The 19,088-nt window shown below is 63.0% G+C and carries 14 protein-coding genes and 1 tRNA gene; 8 read left to right on the top strand and 7 right to left on the bottom strand.

The genetic code is table 11. From position 1 onward, the window contains the following. Positions 1-127: 127 nt before the first annotated feature. Together pssA and A8B82_RS17725 are read left to right on the top strand one after the other, a co-directional pair. Entirely contained in the window at positions 128-892 is a 765-nt protein-coding gene (gene pssA / locus A8B82_RS17730) for a CDP-diacylglycerol--serine O-phosphatidyltransferase (RefSeq protein WP_067295431.1), read from the top strand. 1 nt (position 893) lies between these two features. Next, entirely contained in the window at positions 894-1,514 is a 621-nt protein-coding gene (locus A8B82_RS17725; protein WP_067295428.1) for a class I SAM-dependent methyltransferase, read from the top strand. A 216-nt stretch (positions 1,515-1,730) separates the two neighbouring features. Here the strand turns inward: A8B82_RS17725 and A8B82_RS17720 are convergent, their stop codons facing one another. After that, positions 1,731-4,154, bottom strand: a complete 2,424-nt coding sequence (locus A8B82_RS17720) for a GcvT family protein (protein WP_067295425.1) — start codon at positions 4,152-4,154, stop codon at positions 1,731-1,733. A 426-nt stretch (positions 4,155-4,580) separates the two neighbouring features. Further along, the gene (locus tag A8B82_RS17715) at positions 4,581-5,888 is read right to left on the bottom strand and encodes a DUF2254 domain-containing protein (protein ID WP_067295423.1); all 1,308 of its coding nucleotides are present in this window, start codon (positions 5,886-5,888) and stop codon (positions 4,581-4,583) included. A 179-nt stretch (positions 5,889-6,067) separates the two neighbouring features. On the opposite strand from A8B82_RS17715, the gene A8B82_RS17710 reads away from it, so the two are divergent. Together A8B82_RS17710 and A8B82_RS17705 are read left to right on the top strand one after the other, a co-directional pair. Beyond that, a complete protein-coding gene (locus tag A8B82_RS17710; protein WP_067295422.1) occupies positions 6,068-8,485 on the top strand; it encodes a GcvT family protein in 2,418 nt (805 codons plus the stop codon). Between the two features lie 40 nt (positions 8,486-8,525). Continuing rightward, positions 8,526-9,143: a nucleotidyltransferase family protein gene (locus A8B82_RS17705; protein ID WP_067295419.1), complete on the top strand. Its 618-nt coding sequence runs from the start codon at positions 8,526-8,528 to the stop codon at positions 9,141-9,143. 469 nt (positions 9,144-9,612) lie between these two features. On the opposite strand, the gene A8B82_RS17700 is transcribed toward A8B82_RS17705, so the two are convergent. The 3 genes from A8B82_RS17700 to A8B82_RS17690 form a co-directional block, all read right to left on the bottom strand. Then, positions 9,613-9,987 (bottom strand): nuclear transport factor 2 family protein, encoded by a 375-nt coding sequence (locus A8B82_RS17700; protein ID WP_067295417.1) that lies wholly within the window; start codon positions 9,985-9,987, stop codon positions 9,613-9,615. A gap of 158 nt (positions 9,988-10,145) precedes the next feature. Beyond that, positions 10,146-13,028, bottom strand: a complete 2,883-nt coding sequence (locus A8B82_RS17695; protein WP_067295414.1) for a Hint domain-containing protein — start codon at positions 13,026-13,028, stop codon at positions 10,146-10,148. Positions 13,029-13,911: 883 nt separating this feature from the next. Further along, positions 13,912-13,995: transfer RNA gene (locus A8B82_RS17690), tRNA-Leu, on the bottom strand. Positions 13,996-14,116: 121 nt separating this feature from the next. On the opposite strand from A8B82_RS17690, the gene A8B82_RS17685 reads away from it, so the two are divergent. Together A8B82_RS17685 and A8B82_RS17680 are read left to right on the top strand one after the other, a co-directional pair. Further along, entirely contained in the window at positions 14,117-14,695 is a 579-nt protein-coding gene (locus A8B82_RS17685) for a YqaA family protein (RefSeq protein ID WP_067295413.1), read from the top strand. Beyond that, positions 14,692-15,159, top strand: coding sequence for a disulfide bond formation protein B (locus A8B82_RS17680; RefSeq protein WP_067295410.1), 468 nt, complete (start codon positions 14,692-14,694; stop codon positions 15,157-15,159). Before A8B82_RS17685 ends, A8B82_RS17680 begins: the two co-directional genes overlap by 4 nt. On the opposite strand, the gene A8B82_RS17675 is transcribed toward A8B82_RS17680, so the two are convergent. Then, entirely contained in the window at positions 15,151-15,576 is a 426-nt protein-coding gene (locus tag A8B82_RS17675) for an Lrp/AsnC family transcriptional regulator (RefSeq protein ID WP_067295406.1), read from the bottom strand. The genes A8B82_RS17680 and A8B82_RS17675 overlap by 9 nt on opposite strands. Before the next feature lie 108 nt (positions 15,577-15,684). Between A8B82_RS17675 and rocF the strand changes: the two genes are divergently transcribed. After that, a complete protein-coding gene (gene rocF / locus A8B82_RS17670; RefSeq protein ID WP_067295824.1) occupies positions 15,685-16,605 on the top strand; it encodes an arginase in 921 nt (306 codons plus the stop codon). An 11-nt stretch (positions 16,606-16,616) separates the two neighbouring features. Then, positions 16,617-17,669 (top strand): ornithine cyclodeaminase, encoded by a 1,053-nt coding sequence (locus A8B82_RS17665; protein WP_067295400.1) that lies wholly within the window; start codon positions 16,617-16,619, stop codon positions 17,667-17,669. A gap of 241 nt (positions 17,670-17,910) precedes the next feature. On the opposite strand, the gene A8B82_RS17660 is transcribed toward A8B82_RS17665, so the two are convergent. Beyond that, complete coding sequence (locus A8B82_RS17660; protein ID WP_067295398.1) at positions 17,911-19,071, bottom strand: FAD-dependent oxidoreductase; 1,161 nt, start codon at positions 19,069-19,071, stop codon at positions 17,911-17,913. Between the last annotated feature and the right edge of the window lie 17 nt (positions 19,072-19,088).

Genomic DNA, 19,088 nt, shown 5'->3' with positions numbered 1-19,088 from the left:
AATCAAGGACGGGCGCAATGACCATATCGGGCAAGTTCTTCAAGCCGGTGCACCGCGTGGGCCATGGGGTTCGCGCATTCCTGATCGCGGCGTCACGAATGATACGGTCCGACATGGCCAAAGCCGCATGAGCGACCCACAGCCCCCCACGCCGCGCGACTTTTCGCTGCTGCAGCTTCTGCCCAACATCCTGACCGTCACGGCAATCTGCGCGGGCCTGTCGGCGATCCGCTTTGGTGTGCAGGGCAATTACGTGCTGGCGGTGCAGCTGATCGTGGCGGCCTGCGTGCTTGACGGCGTGGACGGACACCTGGCCCGGCTGTTGAAGAGCGACAGCAAGATGGGAGCCGAGCTGGATTCCCTGGCCGATTTCGTGAATTTCGGCGTCGCCCCGCCGCTGGTCCTGTACTTCTGGGCCTTGCAGGACATGCGCAGTGCCGGATGGCTTGCGGTGCTGTTCTTTGCGATCTGCTGCGTCCTGCGGCTGGCGCGGTTCAACGTTGCGAGCCGGGAACCACAGGCGGCGGACCCGCGCGTGCCACCGGCCTATTTCACCGGCATCCCCTCGCCCGCCGGAGCGTTGCTGGTGCTGTTGCCCATGTCAGTATCATTTGCCTTTGCAAACGGACCGCTGCTGCCCGATATCGCGGTCTGCCTGCACATGGGGGTGATCGGCCTATTGATGATCAGCCGCGTGCCGACCTGGTCGATCAAGGCACTGCGTATCCACCGCGCGCAGGTGCCCTATGTGACCCTGGGCATCGTCCTGCTGGCCGCCGCCCTGCTCACCTTCGCCTGGATCACGCTGGTGATCCTCTGTTTTGCCTATATTGCAACGGTGGTCTGGACCTTGATCGCCGGCTTGCCAACCCCACCCCGAAAGGACAGTTGAGATGGATCTTGACGCAGTTACCCGTTCCTATGCCCGCTGGGCACCGATATATGACCGCACTTTTGGCGCGATCACCCAAGGGGGCCGCCGCCGGGCGGTCGCGCATATCAACGCGCGCAACGGCAGCGTGTTGGAGGTCGGTGTGGGCACGGGGCTGTCGCTGCAACAATACGGGCCACACCTGAAGGTCACCGGCATCGACTTTTCGGACGAGATGCTGGAAAAGGCACATGGGCGGGTAAAGGCGAAAGGCCTCGACCATGTGGCCGAGCTGCGACAGATGGATGCGCGGCACCTCGAATTTCCCGATGCCAGCTTCGACACGGTCGCGGCGATGCATGTGCTTTCGGTCGTGCCCGAACCCGAGCGGGTGATGGCCGAGATTGTCCGGGTGCTGAAACCCGGCGGCCAGGTGGTGATCACCAATCATTTCACCCGCGAGGACGGCGTGCTGGGTGCGATCGAGCGGCTTACTGCCCCATTCGCGGACACGCTGGGCTGGCATTCGGATTTCCGGGTCGAAACCGTGCTGCAACAGCCCGCGCTGCGCATCGTGGCGCAGGACGACCTGCCGCCTCTGGGGATGATGACTTTCCTGGTACTGGAAAAGACGGGCGGCTGAGCGCTGGCCCCGGAGTTTTTGAAAACTCCGGACCGAATTCTTCGAAGAATTCGGGTGCGCGGCCTACCCCTGCAACCGAATGCCCTTGCGGCAACCTGCGCTGCGCATCGTGGCCCAAGACGACCTGCTGCCCCTGGGCATGATAACCTTCCCGCAGGCTCCGGAGTTTTTGAAAACTCCGGGCCGAATTCTTCGAAGAATTCGGGTGCCCGAGCCTTACGCGCGCAGCCGAATACCCTCAGGGTCAAAGGGCGGTTCCGCCAGAACCGTCGCACGGTGGGGCCTGCCCAGCACCATCACCTCGACCCTATCGCCCGGCCCCGCGTCACGAACGAACCCCAGCGCCAGCGACATGCCGACCGAATAACCATAGGCACCCGAAGTCACCCGCCCGATTCCCTTGCCATCCTTGAAGATCGGTTCGCCCCCGGTTGCATCCGCGTTGGAGGCATCGGTTTCAGCGCCGTCAAGCGCAAGGATCACCAGATGCTCCCGCGCGGGCCTGGCAAGGGTCTGCATTACAGCTTCCTTGTTCAGGAAATCCTTGTCGGTCTTGCACAGCCGGTCCAGCCCGACCTCCTGCGGCCAGTACTCCGGCGAATACTCGCGGCTCCAGGACCCATACCCTTTCTCGATGCGCAGCGACATCAGGGCGCGGCTGCCGACGGGGCCTGCGCCCATGTCGCGACCCGCGTCCAGTAGCGCCTCCAGCAGGCGGGTCTGATCGGCAGCAGCGCAATGCAGCTCCCAGCCCAGATCGCCGGTAAAGGACACCCGCAGCGCCAGCACCTCGATCCCCGCCAGCGTGATCCATTTCGACCGCATGAAGGGGAATTCCGGCGTTGCCAGCGACGTATTGGTCAGCTTTTGCAGCAGATCGCGCGATTTGGGTCCCGCGACGTTGAAGCCGCAGAAATCCACCGTCAGGCTGTCGAATGTCGTGCCCTCAGGCAAGGGCAGCGCGCCAAAGAACCGCTGGTGATAGCGTTCAGCCATGCCCGATCCGATGATCCAGAACTCATCCTCAGCCAGCCGCGTCACGGTGAAATCCCCGGCGATCCCGCCCCGCGTGCCGATCAGCGGGGTCAGACAGGACCGACCCACGGCCTTGGGCATGGTATTGGCGAAAAGCCCGTTCAGCCAGCTTTCCGCCCCCGGCCCCTTGCAGCGGTACTTGGCAAAGTTCGAGATGTCGATGATGCCCGCGTGTTCCCGCAGCATCCGCGCCTCGCGGCCCACCTGCGCCCACCAGCCCTGCCGGGTGAACCCGTGGGTTTCATCCTCTGCGCCCACCGGCTGGCCATAATATAGCGGATGTTCCCAGCCGTAGTTCAGGCCGAACACCGCGCCAAGGTCACGTTGCATCCCATAGGCCGGACGCATCCGCACGGGGCGACCCGCGCTGCGTTCCTCGTTGGGAAAGTGGATCTTGAAGCGGTTGGCATATTGGTCGCCCACCCGCGCCCTGGTAAAGGCCGCATCGGCCCAATCGCCAAAACGCGCCATGTCCCAGGCAAACATGTCATAGCGGCTTTCCCCGGTGACGATCCAGTCCGCCGCCAGCAAGCCCATGCCGCCAGACTGGGAAAACCCCGGAATGATGCCGTTGCAGCAGAAGTAATTGCGCAGTTCCGGCACCGGGCCAAACAGCACGTTGCTGTCCGGCGACCAGATCATCGGGCCGTTGATCACCCGCTTGATCCCCGCCTCACCCACCGCAGGCACCCGCGCAATCGCGCGCATCATGTTTGGCTCGATCCGCTCAAGGTCATCGGCAAACAGCTCATGGCCAAATCCCTGCGGCGTGCCACCCTCGGCCCAGAAGCGCAGGTCCTTCTCATAGGCGCCGACCAACAGGCCCTTGCCCTCCTGACGCAGATAGTATTCGCCATCGCGGTCCGCGACCGATGGCAGGCGGCGGTCCATGCCGGCGATCTCCGCAATAGTCTCGGTCACGAAATACTGGTGCTCGGTCGGTTGCAGCGGCAGGGTGATCCCCGCCAATGCCGCCACTTCGCGGCCCCAGAGACCGGCCGCATTGACCACCCATTGCGTCGCGATGTCCCCCTTGACCGTGCGCACGATCCAGCTGCCATCGGGCTGCTGTTCGGTCCCGGTGACAGGGCAAAACCGGATGATCTCTGCCCCGTTCTGCCGCGCCCCCACGGCATAGGCGTTGGTGACGCCCGAAGGGTCCACGTTGCCGCCGTTTTCCTCGTACATGATGCAGCGGATTCCGTCGAAATCGACCAGCGGATGCAGCGCCTCAGCTTCGGCGCGGTCCACCTCGCGAAACGGCAGCCCATAGTATTTCGCCTTGGCCGCCTGTAGCCGCAGCTGATGCTCGCGCGCCTCTGTCTGCGCCAGATAGAGCGATCCGGGCTGGAACACGCCACAGCTTTGGCCGGTCTCGGCCTCCAGCGCATTATAAAGGTCCATCGTGTAGTTCTGGATCCGGGTGATGTTGTTGTTGTCATGCAGCCCGTGAATATTCGCCGCCGCATGCCATGTGCTGCCGGAAGTCAGTTCCGAGCGTTCCAGCAACACCACGTCCGTCCAGCCCAGCTTGGTCAGGTGGTACAGGATGGAGCAGCCGATAACGCCGCCCCCGATGACGACGGCCTGGGCATGGGTGCGCATGATATGTCCTGACTTGGGTTGCGTTATTCACAACCTCTACGGGCTTGCATCGGGCTGATTGCCAGAAAGCGACATCTGTCGTCGCTCGAATATAATTCGACGCCTCAGTGATCCGGATTTATTAACCGTCGCAGGCGCAACCGGCACCTTTTCGACATGTATATGAGCGACTAATACAAGAGTCGCCGCAGGCCTTGCCCTTCGAACACACTTTACAACACGCCGCATTCACCGGCGATTTTCCGTTTAATGCATTCAACACATTCAGGAAATCAGCAGCGGGTATCTTCGGAACCGACATTGGCCCTGCCCCTGCAAGGACAACCACACCAACCACAAGAAACAATGCCCGTATCACAAACATGAAAATAATCCTGATCAATCTATAAGACTGACGGATACCACGCCGTTAACTTATTGTTAACTTTATTGATCAGTGGCCGTTTTTAAACAGTCCCGCACCTCGGCGCTGGCCGCAGCCAGCACACGGTCCTGATCCGGCTCAAAGGGGATCGCCTGCACCGCACGGCGCAGATACAGCACGGCCGCCTCTTTTGCGGCACGGCTCAACTCTTCATCAGGGTGGCGCATCAGCCCGGCCAAGGCATTCTGCAAGCGCTGCTGCACCTCGACGATCTGCACCCCGTCCCGCGCCAGCGCGCCAAATCCGTCCTCGATCAGGTCGCCCGGATCAAGCGGCGGGACGTAGAGCGCATCAAGCACCTCGTCTTCGCGGTCCTGGGCCTCTTCATCCTTGTAAAGCGACAGGATGCGCCCGATGCGGCCGATCACGTCAATCGCTGTACCGGGGTCGTTGACCCCCGGCGACAGCGCCTTGGAGGCAACTTCGCCCATCACCACAAGACCAAAGCGCGGGTCCTGATCATAAGTGCGCAGATCACCCAGCACGATGCAGTTGCGCACCGCCTTTTCAACCGCGTCCCTGTCCCCGTCTTGCTTGTCATAGATGACCGCGACAAGCGGTTCGTTGACAAAAACATAGCCACCGATGTTGCGCAGAAAGTAGATGCGCGCGCCCTGCTCCGACGCGATCTCATTCAACGCCTCGGGATAGATGTGCTGGATATAGCCACTTTCGGCGGCCAGCACCTGTTCGGCCCCGTCGGGGACCGCATCGGTCAGGGCATTCGCGCCCAGGCAAGGGTTCTGCAACCGCTCCTTGAACCCCGAAACGGTCACTGTCTCGACCTGGCGCGTCACATCCATGAGGCTGCCGAAGGTCTGCAGGTGCAGGACCCAGCGGATCAGGTAGATCACAATCACCGCCAGCACCAGAACGGTCATGACAAACAGCACAAAGGCCCGGTCATCCACGTAAACCCCTAGTTCGCGCAGAATGATTGCCATCAGCGCATAGACATAGGCCCCGATGAAAACGGCCAGGGTGTTCTGGGTCGTCGGGTCTTCCAGGATCAGACGATGCACCCGCGGGGTCCACTGGGTCGAGGACGCGCGGTAAACGGTCACCATGACAGTGAGCGAGAATGTCGTGACCGCCAGCATGGCATTGGCAATGATGTTCAGCAGCCGGTCCGCCGCATCCCCATGCAGCATGGTCGCGATTTCGTCGGGTACGAACCCTTCGATCAGCTGCGTCAGCCCCAGCGCCACAAAAGACAGCAACCCCATGATCGCGACACGAACCCACAGCTTGCGGGAATACGAGCGGGCCTCTCTTAGAATGGTCTTGGGGGTCAATGCGGAAAGGTCCATGCCGCATGATTTAGCACGGCTGCACGAAGGTCCATAGCGTGAGCTGCGAATATGCAGTGTTTCGGAAACGAAACCACTCACCGGTTGTCCGGCCTCTCGCGACATGTTTTGTCGTTAACGGACCAGAGGTGTTTCCTGCGCCCCGTCAATCTGCGGCAAAAGCCAACCGGAGTTTCCACATGCAAACCACCACCCGTGTCCTGATCATCGGCGGCGGCGTCGTCGGCGCGTCCTGCCTGTACCACCTGACCAAGCTGGGGTGGTCGGATGTGATGCTGGTGGAACGGTCGGAACTGACCAGCGGCTCCACCTGGCACGCGGCGGGCGGGTTTCACACGCTGAACGGCGACACCAATATGGCCGCACTTCAGGGCTATACCATCCGGCTCTACAAGGAACTTGAGGAGATCACCGGCATGTCCTGCGGGTTGCACCATGTGGGCGGTGTCACATTGGCGGACAACCAGGACCGGTTCGACATGTTGCTGGCCGAACGGGCGAAACACCGTTTCATGGGGCTCGACACGGAAATCGTGACGCCGGAGGAGATCAAGAAGATCGCGCCGGTGACCAATATCGAAGGCATCATCGGCGGGCTTTATGATCCGCTGGACGGGCACCTTGACCCTTCCGGCACCACCCATGCCTATGCCCGCGCCGCGCGGATGGGCGGAGCCACGATCGAAACGCACTGCATGGTGCGCGAAACCAACCAGCGCCCCGATGGCACCTGGGACGTGGTCACCGACAAGGGCACGATCCATGCCGAACATGTGGTGAACGCAGGCGGCCTCTGGGCGCGCGAGGTGGGCGCGATGGCGGGGGTCTATTTCCCGCTGCACCCGATGGAACACCAGTATATCGTGACCGAGGAGGTGCCGCTGATCGCCGAGATGATGGCCGAGGGCCGCGAGCATCCCCATGTGATGGACCCGGCTGGCGAAAGCTATCTGAGGCAGGAAGGCCGGGGCCTCTGCATCGGGTTCTACGAACAGACCTGCCGCCCCTGGTCGGTCGATGGCACGCCATGGTCCTTTGGTCAGGACCTGTTGCAGGACGATTTCGACAAGATCGAGGACAGCATCACCTTTGCCTATCGCCGCTTTCCCGACCTGGAACGCGCGGGCGTCAAGAACGTGATTCACGGCCCCTTCACCTTTGCCCCCGATGGCAACCCGCTGGTCGGCCCGGTGCCGGGGATGCGCAACTATTGGTCGGCCTGCGGCGTGATGGCGGGGTTCAGCCAGGGCGGCGGCGTCGGACTGACACTGGCGCAATGGATGATCGAGGGCGAGCCGGAGCGCGACGTGATGGCGATGGATGTGGCGCGGTTCGGCAAGTGGATCACGCCGGGCTACACCCTGCCCAAGGTGATCGAAAACTATCAGAAACGTTTTTCCGTGTCCTACCCGAACGAGGAACTGCCCGCCGCAAGGCCACACCGCACGACACCGATGTATGACATCTTTACCGCGAAGGGCGCGGTCTGGGGCCAGCAATTCGGGCTGGAGGTCGCGAACTATTTCGCCACGGGTGACGAGCCGGCCTATGAAACACCCTCCTTCCGGCGCTCGGATGCCTTTGACGCCACCGCGCGCGAGGTGCTGGCGGTGCGCAACGGGGTGGGCATCAACGAGGTGCAGAACTTTGGCAAGTTCCTGGTCACCGGGCCAAATGCCCGCGTCTGGCTGGACCGGATCATGGCGGGCCGCGTCCCGGCGAAAGGCCGCCTGTCGCTGACCCCGATGCTGTCGGAAAAAGGCAAGCTGATCGGAGATTTCACCATCTCATGCCTTGACCCGCAGAGCTTCCAACTGACCGCCTCCTACGGCGCGCAAGAATATCATTATCGCTGGTTTATCAATCACCTGGAAGACGGTGTTGAGGTGCAGAACATCTCGGACAAGCGCACAGGATTCCAGATTGCGGGGCCGAAGGCACGCGAGGTGCTGCACGCCTGCACCCGCACCGATGTGACGGACATGAAATTCCTCGACGTCTGGCAAATGACCATCGGACAGACCGCCTGCATCGTGCAGCGCGTCAGCTATACCGGCGATCTGGGGTTCGAGATCTACTGCGACCCGATGGACCAGCGCGCGCTGTGGTCGGTTCTCTGGGCGGCGGGACAGGCCCACGGCATGGTCCCCTTTGGCATGCGCGCGATGATGTCGCTGCGGCTGGACAAGTTCTTTGGTTCCTGGATGTCGGAATTCTCGCCCGATTACACGGCGGCGGAAACCGGGCTGGACCGGTTCATCGCGTGGAAAAAGAACGTGGATTTCATCGGTCGCGCCCCGGCGGAAGCGGAAAGGGCAACACCGCCCGCACGGCAGCTTGTGGCATTCGACGTCGATGCAACGGACGCGGATGTGCAGGGGTACGAACCGATCTGGCTCGATGGCGCGGTTGTGGGGTTCTGCACCTCGGGGGGCTATTCGCATTTCACCGGAACCTCCGTCGCCATGGGGTTCTTGCCACGCGACCGGGTCGCGGAAGGGCTGAAGGTCGAGATCGAAATCCTGGGCCAGATGCGCCCTGCGACGCTGATCACATCGCCGCTTTTCGATGCGGATGGCACGCGGATGCGTGGCTGACGGGATGGCGCTCGGCTCTGGGCGGCCCTAGGATGTCCGCATGAACCACCTGATGCCGATCATTATTCTTGCCGCGGGCGGATCGACCCGGATGCAGGGGCGCGACAAGCTGCTGGAAACGGTGGATGGCACGCCGCTGCTGCGCCTTCAGGCGGGCAAGGCGCTGGCGCTGGGCTGTGGTCCGGTCATTGTGGCGCTGCCGCCTGCACCACATCCAAGATATGCAGCGCTGGACGGTCTTGACCTGCGCGCCCTGCCCGTCCCGGATGCGGAGGAAGGCATGAACGCCAGCCTGCGCGCCGGTATCGCCGCCCTGCCCGACGGGGCCGCCTGTGCGATGCTCCTTCTGGGGGACCTGCCGGATTTGACCGCGGCAGACCTGGCTCAGGTTGCCGATGCGGTTGATACGGATGGCCCCGCCCTGATCTGGCGCGGTGCCACGGCAGAGGGGGCACCGGGCCATCCGATCGTGTTCAAGTCTGACCTGTTCCCGGCATTGGCAAAGCTGACCGGCGACAGTGGCGGGCGCGAGGTGGTGGCGCAGGTCAGCGACCGTGTGGTACTGATCCCCCTGCCCGGCAGTCGCGCTCGGCTGGATCTGGACACGCCGGAGGCCTGGGCGGACTGGCGCGCGCGGCGGGATGGCGGCGCGCCATGACAACGGTTAGGCTCTGGACCGCAGGTTTGGAACGTCACACATCATTGCCTCGACGCAGCGGGCGGCGTTGCGCAGTACAGGCCCAAACATCAAGAATTTCTCACCCATACCGGCCCTTGGGCGCAGGATGGGTCAAGGTCCGGTTCGCGGGACGTTGTTGCCGTGCCATTGGCGCGGTGCCTACCCCCAAGCGCCTCCGCCCGGCGTCAGCCGGGCATCGCCCGACCTCCCCCCGGAGGGCGATTTTGCACCGTCAGCCAAGCCATGATCCGGTCTGCGGGCTGAAACGTTTCCCATCACATACAGGTCTGGAACGCCCTCCAGGTCGGGCGATACCCGGCTGACGCCTCATGTCACTCTGGGCTCCTTCCCGCCCTTCGCCGCCTTCCGCGCGAGGGTCCGGTTTTCCCCTTCGGATCAGTTTATGACGTGACGGCCAAACTCATCTGACGCTCAGCAGCAGGCAGCTTCAATCGCGCGCCGCCGTGTCCTGCGAAAAGACATTGCGCCAGCCGTCCAGCCCGCGTTGCCAGATCGAGCTGATGTACATCGCCTCTGACCTGCGCCGGCCAGCCCGCAAGAAATCCGCACGATAGGACAAGACCGCGTGATCCACGCCCAGCCGCATCACCCGGTGGTCGGTCAGCTTGTAGCGCGTGACGGTCGGCCCGTCGTCAAGCTGCGCGGTATGATCCGCCTTGGCCGCAAAGCCGGTCGAATAGACGCCGAGGAAATCGGCATGCAGCATTTTTTCGTCAGCAGAGATGTCGCCGTCGACAAGCGCCTCCCAGACCCTTTCCTCGCAGGTGGTCAGTTCGGCCAGAAGTTCATTGTCCTGTTCCATGCCCTACCGATACCCTGCATCGCTCATGCCGTCACCCGGCAAAAGGAAAAGCGGAGTGGTTGCCCACTCCGCTTCCCTGCGCTTTCTGACCGAGGCCAAAACAGCAGCTGCATATATCGGTTGTGCGGCCCCCGAAGGGGCCACAAAATGTCTTGGGATTACTTGGTCAGAAGCTTGGCTTCGTGCTTTTTCAGCGACCGGCGGGCCGAGGCATAGGCTTCGATGCCGTCCTGTGTCGCCAGCTCCGGGAACAGTTCCAGGATCTCCTGACGCTGCGCGTCGCCGATACCCGCCAGCGACATGTCGCCCGGCTGGAAGCTTTCGGTCCATGCGCCGTCCGACAGGATCACCTCGTGCTGGTCGAACATGATGTGCACATAGGTGGTCGAGGACACATCCACAACGTCCACCCCTTCCATGCCGGTCAGGTGCTTGGCCGCGACCAGAACTTCACGCTCTTCAAAGTAGAGCGCGGTCTTGTCGTTGGCCACCAGAACGCGGTGGTTGGGCGATACCATCATGTCACGCTCGGGCAGATCGTTGCCAAGCGCACCCTGACGGATCAGGACCGGCTTCAGGTGCACCGCTTTTTCGAATTCGGCGGCGCTCATGTCGCGCTTGCCGACCCAGCGGATGACCTGGATGCCGTTGTCACGGGTGATCACGCGGTCACCCACCTGCAGCTCCTCGACACGGCGCTCGCCCTTGGGTGTGGCGATCTTTGTGCCGGGGGTGAAACAGGGGATGATATTCTCGATTTCCTCGAACACCAGCTGGCCTGCGTCGTTGCCGTCTGCGTCAAGGTAGTTGACGATGCCGTCTTCCTCGTCCGCCGACGTGTAGGTGATGGAGAAACTGCCGCCCGGTGCGGTGGAACCGCGCAGGTCGAGCGTATCATAGTCCACCGGACCCGAACCGCCATCAACCACGTCACCCGCGTTGACGTTGACAAATGTATCCTGACCCGCACCGCCGGTCATCGTGTCATTGCCCGCGCCGCCGTCCAGAAGGTCGTCGCCCTGGCCGCCCATCATGTCGTCGTCGCCGTCGCCGCCGTAAAGCTCGTCGTCTTCGCCGCCGCCATCAAGGCTGTCGTCGCCGTCGCCGCCCATCAAGGTGTCGTTGTCACGGTTGCCGCGCAGGGTGTCGTCACCCTCGCCGCCTTCGATCAGGTCATCACCCTGGCCACCGGTCACGCTGTCATCGCCCTGGCCGCCCAGCAATGTGTCATTGCCGGTGTTGCCCTCGATGATGTCATCGTCGATCTGACCGTCGATAAAGTCATCGCCGGAGCCACCGGTCAGGGAGTCGGCATCGTCCGCACCATAGATCACGTCATCGCCAGCGCCGCCGTGGACAGTATCCATGCCGTTGTTGGGGTTCCGGTCGGGCGAAAAGCCGCCTGTGTCTTCGTCGGTGATGTTCACAACGTCGGGGATCAGGTCTGGGTCGTTGCCCGCATAGATCGTATCGTTGCCCGCACCGCCAAGGATGCTGTCGTTGCCTTCTCCGCCGACAATCCGGTCGTCGCCGGTGCCGCCGTCGACGATATCGTCGTCGATACCTGCGTTGATCACGTCATTACCGGCACCGCCATTGATGGTGTCGCGGTCGTCGCCGGTGCGGATGGTGTCGTTGCCATCGCCGCCGTCCACGCTGTCACGGTCGTTTTCCGGGTCGGCGTCGGGGTCATAGCCCAGCGGATCGGTCGCCGCGAAGGGATAGCCCAGGTCGGGGGCCAGATCGCCGCCATCGGTGTCGATGTTGTCGTCGCCGTCACCACCTTCGACGGTGTCATTGCCCTGGCCGGTGATCACGGTGTCGTCACCGCCGCCTGCACGGACATAATCGTCATCGGGGTCTGTGCCCGGCAGGATCGCGTCCGGGTCGTTGACACGGTCGCCGTCGGGGTCGCCCAGGTAATCCTCGTCGATCAGGTTGCCATCGTCGTCGCCGTCCACGTAGCCGTCGAGCGCCGGGCCATCACCCACGGTGACCGTCGCGGTCCCCTCGTCGGTCAGACCTTCGGGGTCACGCACGGTATAGGTGATCGTCGCCGGGCCGGTGAAACCGGCAGCCGGGGTGAAGGTGACAGTGCCGTCCCCATTGTCCACAAGCGTGCCCTGTTCGGCGGGGACAGTCGGATCAACCAGCGTCAGCTCGTCGTTGGTGTTGTCCACGTCGGTGTCATTGCCCAGCAGGTCAACAACAACAGGTGTCTCGAAGTCGGTCGAGGCGGAATCGTCCACTGCCTCCGGCGCGTCGTTCACCGGATTCACGGTGACGTCCACGGTGCCCGTGTCGGTGCCGCCATTGCCGTCGGAGACGGTATAGGTGATCGTGGTCGGCCCGTTGAAGTTTTCGTTCGGGGTGAATGTCACGTCGCCATCGGGTGTGAAAGTCACCACGCCATCGGGGCTTTCTGCCCCTGTGACGGTCAGCGTGTCGCCATTCGGATCGGTATCGTTGGTCAGCACGTTCACCGTGTCGGTGGTGTCTTCGTCCAGGATCAGCGTGTCATCGACCGCGTCGGGATCATCGTTGCCGCCACCGTTGAAGTTGGGATCATCGAAGGTCACGTTGTCCACCGCGCCGGAACCGGGAAAGCGGACTTCGCAGCGGAATGTGCCGGGCACGAACAGTTGCAACGTCACTTCGCCGCCGTCGCCTGTCGGCTGCACAAAATGGTTTTCGATGACATCGCCAGCTTCGTTGTAAAAGATCAGCCGTGTGCCTTCGCCGCCGGTTTCCTCAATGTCCTTGAGGGTGATCGACTTCATCCGCACTGCGTTGTCGAAGTCAAAGAAGATGCTGCCACCCGCGGCGTTGTCGTCGGGGTCGCTGCTGTCACCGTCTTCGGAGACGATCAACACACCGCCCAGCGTATCGGAGCCGAGGTCGTCGTCGCCCCCTGTCGGGTTGGCGCTGTCAAAGACCATCGCCTGGCCGGAGCCGCCGGTTGCGGAAACGGTCACGCCTTCATACTCGTCGTCGATGACGGTGCCTGCGGCGAATGGATTGAAATCAAGCGTTCTAATCATGGTCTGGTCTCCTAAGCGTTGCGACGCGCGGCGCGCAGCGCGGCCGGTCTGGAAAATGGTGCAAATTGCGTGTGGGGCCGTTCAGCCGCATACGAAGCAATGCGTCCCGAGGACGCCTTTGGATTGATTTGTGGCCTTGGCACACCGTTCATCTTCATCTCACTCCGAGCAGCTTACGCACCCCCGTCAGCAAAGCCTCTGGCCTGGGCGACACACACAAAAGCACCATGAATGGGGAGAACCGCAGCAGACGGCACGGATCATGCACGTGATGATCCCGTCGTGAATACATTCGCAAACGTCGCGGCGTACACACGTTCTCCCGCATCCAGAAAAGATGCGCAAAAGTGCGGCCGCCCCCGTGACCTACAGACTTTGCCCCCCAGTTGGGCAAGACCTAGATACCTGCTGTGATTGCTCTAACAAAGTGAAAAATGTTCGAAATATGTTTCTACCGCCCCTCTAAGGCCCAGTTTACGGCCCTGTTTTACCAAGATTTTCCGAGAAATGAGGCGCGATTGTTTCCAAATGAAGCATCCTCAGCCAGACCCCTCCTCATAATAATAAGGCCTCTGCGCGACCGTCGCGAAAGAACAGCCAGAAAACAGCGCGGTAATTGTCCGGAAAGCGGAAACAATAGGGGTGCCCAAAAAATCATCCCGGCTTCGCCCAATTATCGCCTAGGTTGTCGGAGGGTTGTTTTCGACGGGGAACCAATCAACCGGAATGGCCAGAACTGGTGCTGGAATCAACCGCCAGATCCCGAAATTGATCGAATCAAATCCTGAAAAAATTGGAATTGAGGCCAAAACACGCCGACGCGCGCCTCGTCGGACCGGGGCAGTGCAAAGCCGGTCCGAACCTGCGCATATATCCAATTAAATGGTACCCGAGGCCGGACTTGAACCGGCACGCCTTGCGGCAACGGATTTTGAATCCGTCGTGTCTACCATTCCACCACTCGGGCACACGGCGACCGCTTTAACTTGCGCTTGAAGCGGCGGCAAGGGGCTTTGTGCATTCCAGGCCCTTGACCCCGGCCCCGCCACATGATGTTGCAAGGCAGACGAGTGGTCGGGACTTACGAAATGATCCAACGCCTTTATGACTGGACGCTGAGCCTGGCCCAGCATCGCCATGCGCTCTGGGCGCTGGCCTTTGTCGCTTTCATCGAAAGCTCGGTGTTTCCGATCCCGCCCGACATCCTGATGATTCCGATGATCATCGCCCGGCCCAACCGCGCCTTCCTGATCGCCTTTGTGGCGCTGGTCGCCTCCGTGCTGGGCGGTTTGCTGGGCTATGCCATCGGCGCATTCGCCTTTGAAACCCTGGGCCAACCTATACTTGCCGCCATGGGCAAGGCCGATGCGATGGCCGAATTCTCCGACCGCTTCAACGATCTGGGGTTCTGGGCGGTGCTGACCGCTGGTGTCACGCCCTTTCCCTACAAGGTGATCACCATCATGTCCGGCTGGACCGGCATGCCGCTGGGCACCTTCATCGCCACTTCAATCCTGGCGCGCGGCCTGCGGTTTTTCATCGTGGCCGCCTTGCTGTGGAAATTCGGCGCGCCGGTAAGGGAATTCATTGAACGCAGGCTGGGCCTGATGTTCAGCCTGTTTATCGTGCTGCTGGTCGGCGCCTTTGTCCTGGTGAGGTACATATGACCCGAAAAACCCTGATCCTGCTGGCCACATTCGGCTCCGCCGCCCTGTTGCTGGGGGCCTTCGGGTTTCAGCATCTGGGCGGGCTCGCCCCCTGCAAGCTGTGCCTGTGGCAGCGCTGGCCCCATGCGGCGGCGATCCTGATCGGGGCGGTTCTGCTGGCAGGCGGGCATCGGCTGCTGGCGTGGCTGGGCGCGCTGTCCGCCGCAGCAACGGCAGGCATCGGCGCCTATCACGCGGGTGTCGAATGGGGCTGGTGGCCCGGCCCCACCTCCTGCACCGGGGGCGGCATGGACCTTGGCTCCATGACCGGCGGCGACCTGCTGTCGATGGACGGGCCCATGGGCGTCGTCATGTGCGACGAGGTTGTCTGGCAGATGGCCGGGCTCTCCATGGCCGGCTGGAATGCCGTGATCTCGCTGGGGCTGGCCGCGATCTGGATAGCAGCCGCGCGCCGCTCAGCCTGATTTCCGGGTCTTCAGGAAAAGACTGGTCTCGCTTGCCACCACGCCATCCAGCCGCCTGATCTGGGTCAGGGCGGCGTCGAAGTGTTCCAGCGTTTCGCTGCCGATTTCCACAATCACATCCCAACGGCCATTGGTGCTGTGCACCGCACGCACCTGCGGCATGCTGCCCAGCTGTCGGGTGATCCGCTCGGTGCCTCGCCCCTCGATCCCGATCATCATCATGCCGCGCACCGGGTCGCGCGCGACATCGGCGCGGGTCACCACCGTGAAACCGATGATCTCGCCGCTCTCGCGCAGTTTCGCGATCCGCGCCCGAACGGTTGTGCGCGACAGGTTCAGCGTGGTGGCAAGGTCCGACAGCGCCGCCCGCGCGTCATGACGCAGGGCCGCGATCAGGCGTTGATCCGTTTTGTCCATTTCGACTGTCCATATTGATCACATATGGCTCAATACGGCCAGTTTGACCGCTTGTCCACGCCCGGTTCTGCGCGATATCCACATATCAACAACAAAGGGACCCTGCACATGACCACACGCAACTGCATTCTGATCGGCGCGCCCATGGATTCCGGCAAACGCAGCAAGGGCTGCCTGATGGGCCCGGACGCCTACCGCACCGCGGGTCTGCCGCAAGCCCTGCGCGATCTGGGCCATAGGGTCAAAGACCGGGGCAATGTCGCCCCCGCCCCCTTTACCGCCAAACCGCATCCCAAACTGATTGAGCTCGACGCAACCATCGCCTGGACACAAAGCCTCGCCGATGCCGCCGAAGCCGGGATGCAGGACGGGCTGCCGATCTTCCTTGGCGGCGATCATGCGCTGTCGCTCGGCTCCGTTCTGGGGGTGATGCGCCACGCCCGCCAGGCCGCGCGCCCGCTTTTCGTACTCTGGCTGGATGCACACAGCGACTTTCACACCCCCGACACCACCGACAGCGGCAATCTGCATGGCACCCCGCTGGGCTATGTCACCGGGCGCGAAGGCTTTGACGGCTTTCCCGATATCGGCACCCCGCTGCCACAGGAAAACGTCGCCATCATCGGGTTGCGCTCTGTCGATGCGGCGGAACGCGCCGCCCTGCAGGGCAGCGCCATCACCCATGTGGACATGCGCGAGATAGACGAAAGCGGCATCGCGCGACCCTTGCAGGCGTTCCTCGACCGTGTCGCGGCGGCAAACGGGTTGCTGCATGTCTCCCTCGATGTCGATTTCCTCGACCCGGCAGTGGCCCCCGCCGTGGGCACCACCGTACCGGGCGGTGCCACCGTGCGCGAAGGCCACCTTGTGATGGAAATGCTGCACGACAGCGGGCTGATGACCTCCCTCGACCTGGTGGAGCTGAACCCTTTCCTCGACGAACGCGGCAAGACCGCAACCCTGATGGTCGATCTCGCGGCCTCCGCCCTTGGCCGCCGCGTCTTTGACCGCCCCAACCGCGCCTATTGAAGGAACAGATCATGATGACCCCCTCTGACAAGGCGCTGGTGCCTTTCGTATCCGTCGATCACATGATGAAGCTGATCCAGCACATCGGGCTGGAAGAAATGCTGAAAGGTCTTGCCGACTACATCGAAGCCGACTTCAGGCGCTGGGAGCTGTTCGACAAGACCCCCCGCGTCGCCAGCCATTCCGAAAAAGGCGTGATCGAACTGATGCCCACCTCGGATGGCGAGGATTACGGTTTCAAATACGTCAACGGTCACCCCAGCAACACAAAGGACGGGCTGCAGACCGTGACTGCCTTTGGCCTGCTGGCAGATGTGGCATCGGGCTATCCGGTGCTGCTCAGCGAGATGACGATACTGACGGCCCTGCGCACCGCTGCCACCTCGGCGCTGGTGGCGCGCCTGCTGGCCCCGAAAGGCGCGAATGTGATGGCGATGATCGGCAACGGCGCGCAATCGGAATTCCAGAGCCTCGCGATGAAGGCGATCGCCGGCGTGGACGAGGTCCGCCTCTACGACACCGACCCCGCCGCAACCCGCAAATGCGCCGCCAACCTTGCGGATCAGGGCCTCAGGGTGGTCTCCTGCACCAGCGCCGAAGAGGCGATGCTGGGCGCGCAGATCATCACCACCTGCACGGCGGACAAGCAATATGCCACCATCCTGACCGACAACATGGTCGGCAGCGGCGTGCACATCAACGCCATCGGCGGCGACTGCCCGGGCAAGACCGAACTGGCCCCGGCCATCCTGCATCGGGCGGGCATCTTTGTTGAATACCCCGAACAGACCCGCATCGAAGGCGAGATCCAGCAGCTTGACCCCGACCACCCGGTCACGGAAATCTGGCAGGTTCTGACCGGTCAGGCGCAGGGCCGCACGGATGACCGGCAGATCACGCTTTTCGACAGTGTCGGCTTCGCCATCGAAGATTTCTCCGCCCTGCGCTACATCCGCGACAAGATCACCGGCACAGGCCTTTTCCTGCCCCTTGACCTGCTGGCGGACCCCGATGATCCCCGCGATCTATTTGGCATGCTGCAACGGTCAAAGACCCAAAACTGACCCGCTTCCCGCCGCCTGCTGGTCTGGCGCCGCCCTTGCTTGAGACCGTCAGGGTGCCAGACGACCGGATTGCCAAGCACAATCGCCGAGGGGCCCCCGAAAGGGGGATACGGCTATTGTGCTTGGGAAGACGGGCGGATGGTGCCATAAAGAGATCAATCAAGGGTGGCACCAGACCTTCTGGGATGGTGGGCCCGCAGCGAAAATCAATAATGCCGTGCGGCGCAGCCGCGCCTTTGGATCACGCCTGCGTCACGTCATGCCCGTAAAGCCAGTCAAAACCGCCCAGCATCATGCCCGGTGCCACGCGGCTGACCAGACCAAGGCCCAGATGCGCCGCCATCCGGACAGGTCCCGGACGCAGATGATAGCGCCACGCATTGCGTGACGCCGCGGCAATCACCCGGCGAACCCGCGGCTGCCGTGCCGCCTGATAGGACGCCAGCCCCGCCTGCCCGCGCCCCGTGATCGCTTCGGCCAGGACCCAGGCATCCTCCAGCGCCATATTGGCCCCCTGGGCCAGAAACGGCAACGTCGGATGGGCGGCATCGCCCAGCAGGGCGACCCCGTCGCGGTGCCAGCACTCCGCCACCGGATGCTGGTGCAGGCCCCAAAGGGTCACGTCGCGCACCGCCGCGATCATCTCTGCCGCCGGGCCAGAAAACCCGTCAAATGCGGCGCGCAGATGTGCAGGTTCATCCGCGTGATTCCAGCCTTCCGCGGCCCAGGTCGCGCGCTCCTCCACCGCAACAAGGTTGACGTGGCTCCCGCCCCGGATCGGATAGCTGACCAGATGGCGGCCCGGCCCCATGGCCACATGCGCCTCTGCCGGGTGGCCATGAGTGTTCTCGACCAGGGCCCGCCAGGCCACCTGCCCGGTGAACGCCGCCTTGTCCGCCCCGTTCAGGACAGACCGCGCAACGGAATGAATGCCATCGGCGGCCACCACCACCTCTGCCCGCCGGGTGCCGCCGCCCGCAAGCTGCACCTGAGGCAAGCCGCCGGGCCGCACGCTTGCCACTTTCGCGCCGAATTCGAAACTGACATTGGCGCGCCGCGCCACGGCGGCCAGCATGTCGACCAGATCGGCGCGGTGCAGAAAGAAATAGGGCTGATCGGGGCGCAGGCGCATCAGGTCAAGCCGCGCCACCTCGCGGCCCTTCTCGGTCTGCAACACAACCGCCCGGCCCGCGACCGCCTGCTTGCGGCTCAATTCCGGCTCCAGCCCAAGCGCCCGCAGGACCGCCATACCATTGGGGCTGACCTGCAGGCCCGCGCCGACCTCGCCCAGCCTGTCCGCCTGTTCCAGCACCGTAACCGCAACACCGCGCCGCGCCAGGGCGGCGGCGACCGCCAGCCCGCCGATCCCGGCACCGATCACAATGGCATTAGAAATCCGCATCCTGCCTCACATGAAAA

Origin of the sequence: Sulfitobacter sp. EhC04, from assembly GCF_001650875.1 — a bacterium.
In the GTDB taxonomy this organism is placed as follows: domain Bacteria; phylum Pseudomonadota; class Alphaproteobacteria; order Rhodobacterales; family Rhodobacteraceae; genus Sulfitobacter.
Note: the sequence above shows the minus strand (reverse complement) of the source record. Positions and strands in the feature narration are given on the sequence as shown.

What these genes read in the sequence shown, in the direction of transcription:
- A8B82_RS17680 (WP_067295410.1), top strand. Translation starts at nt 14,692, where the DNA reads ATGACCCGAAAAACCCTGATCCTGCTGGCCACATTCGGCTCCGCCGCC.
- A8B82_RS17665 (WP_067295400.1), top strand. Translation starts at nt 16,617, where the DNA reads ATGATGACCCCCTCTGACAAGGCGCTGGTGCCTTTCGTATCCGTCGAT.
- A8B82_RS17715 (WP_067295423.1), bottom strand. Translation starts at nt 5,888, where the DNA reads ATGGACCTTTCCGCATTGACCCCCAAGACCATTCTAAGAGAGGCCCGC.
- pssA (WP_067295431.1), top strand. Translation starts at nt 128, where the DNA reads ATGAGCGACCCACAGCCCCCCACGCCGCGCGACTTTTCGCTGCTGCAG.
- A8B82_RS17685 (WP_067295413.1), top strand. Translation starts at nt 14,117, where the DNA reads ATGATCCAACGCCTTTATGACTGGACGCTGAGCCTGGCCCAGCATCGC.
- A8B82_RS17700 (WP_067295417.1), bottom strand. Translation starts at nt 9,987, where the DNA reads ATGGAACAGGACAATGAACTTCTGGCCGAACTGACCACCTGCGAGGAA.
- A8B82_RS17695 (WP_067295414.1), bottom strand. Translation starts at nt 13,028, where the DNA reads ATGATTAGAACGCTTGATTTCAATCCATTCGCCGCAGGCACCGTCATC.
- rocF (WP_067295824.1), top strand. Translation starts at nt 15,685, where the DNA reads ATGACCACACGCAACTGCATTCTGATCGGCGCGCCCATGGATTCCGGC.
- A8B82_RS17725 (WP_067295428.1), top strand. Translation starts at nt 894, where the DNA reads ATGGATCTTGACGCAGTTACCCGTTCCTATGCCCGCTGGGCACCGATA.
- A8B82_RS17705 (WP_067295419.1), top strand. Translation starts at nt 8,526, where the DNA reads ATGAACCACCTGATGCCGATCATTATTCTTGCCGCGGGCGGATCGACC.
- A8B82_RS17660 (WP_067295398.1), bottom strand. Translation starts at nt 19,071, where the DNA reads ATGCGGATTTCTAATGCCATTGTGATCGGTGCCGGGATCGGCGGGCTG.
- A8B82_RS17710 (WP_067295422.1), top strand. Translation starts at nt 6,068, where the DNA reads ATGCAAACCACCACCCGTGTCCTGATCATCGGCGGCGGCGTCGTCGGC.
- A8B82_RS17675 (WP_067295406.1), bottom strand. Translation starts at nt 15,576, where the DNA reads ATGGACAAAACGGATCAACGCCTGATCGCGGCCCTGCGTCATGACGCG.
- A8B82_RS17720 (WP_067295425.1), bottom strand. Translation starts at nt 4,154, where the DNA reads ATGCGCACCCATGCCCAGGCCGTCGTCATCGGGGGCGGCGTTATCGGC.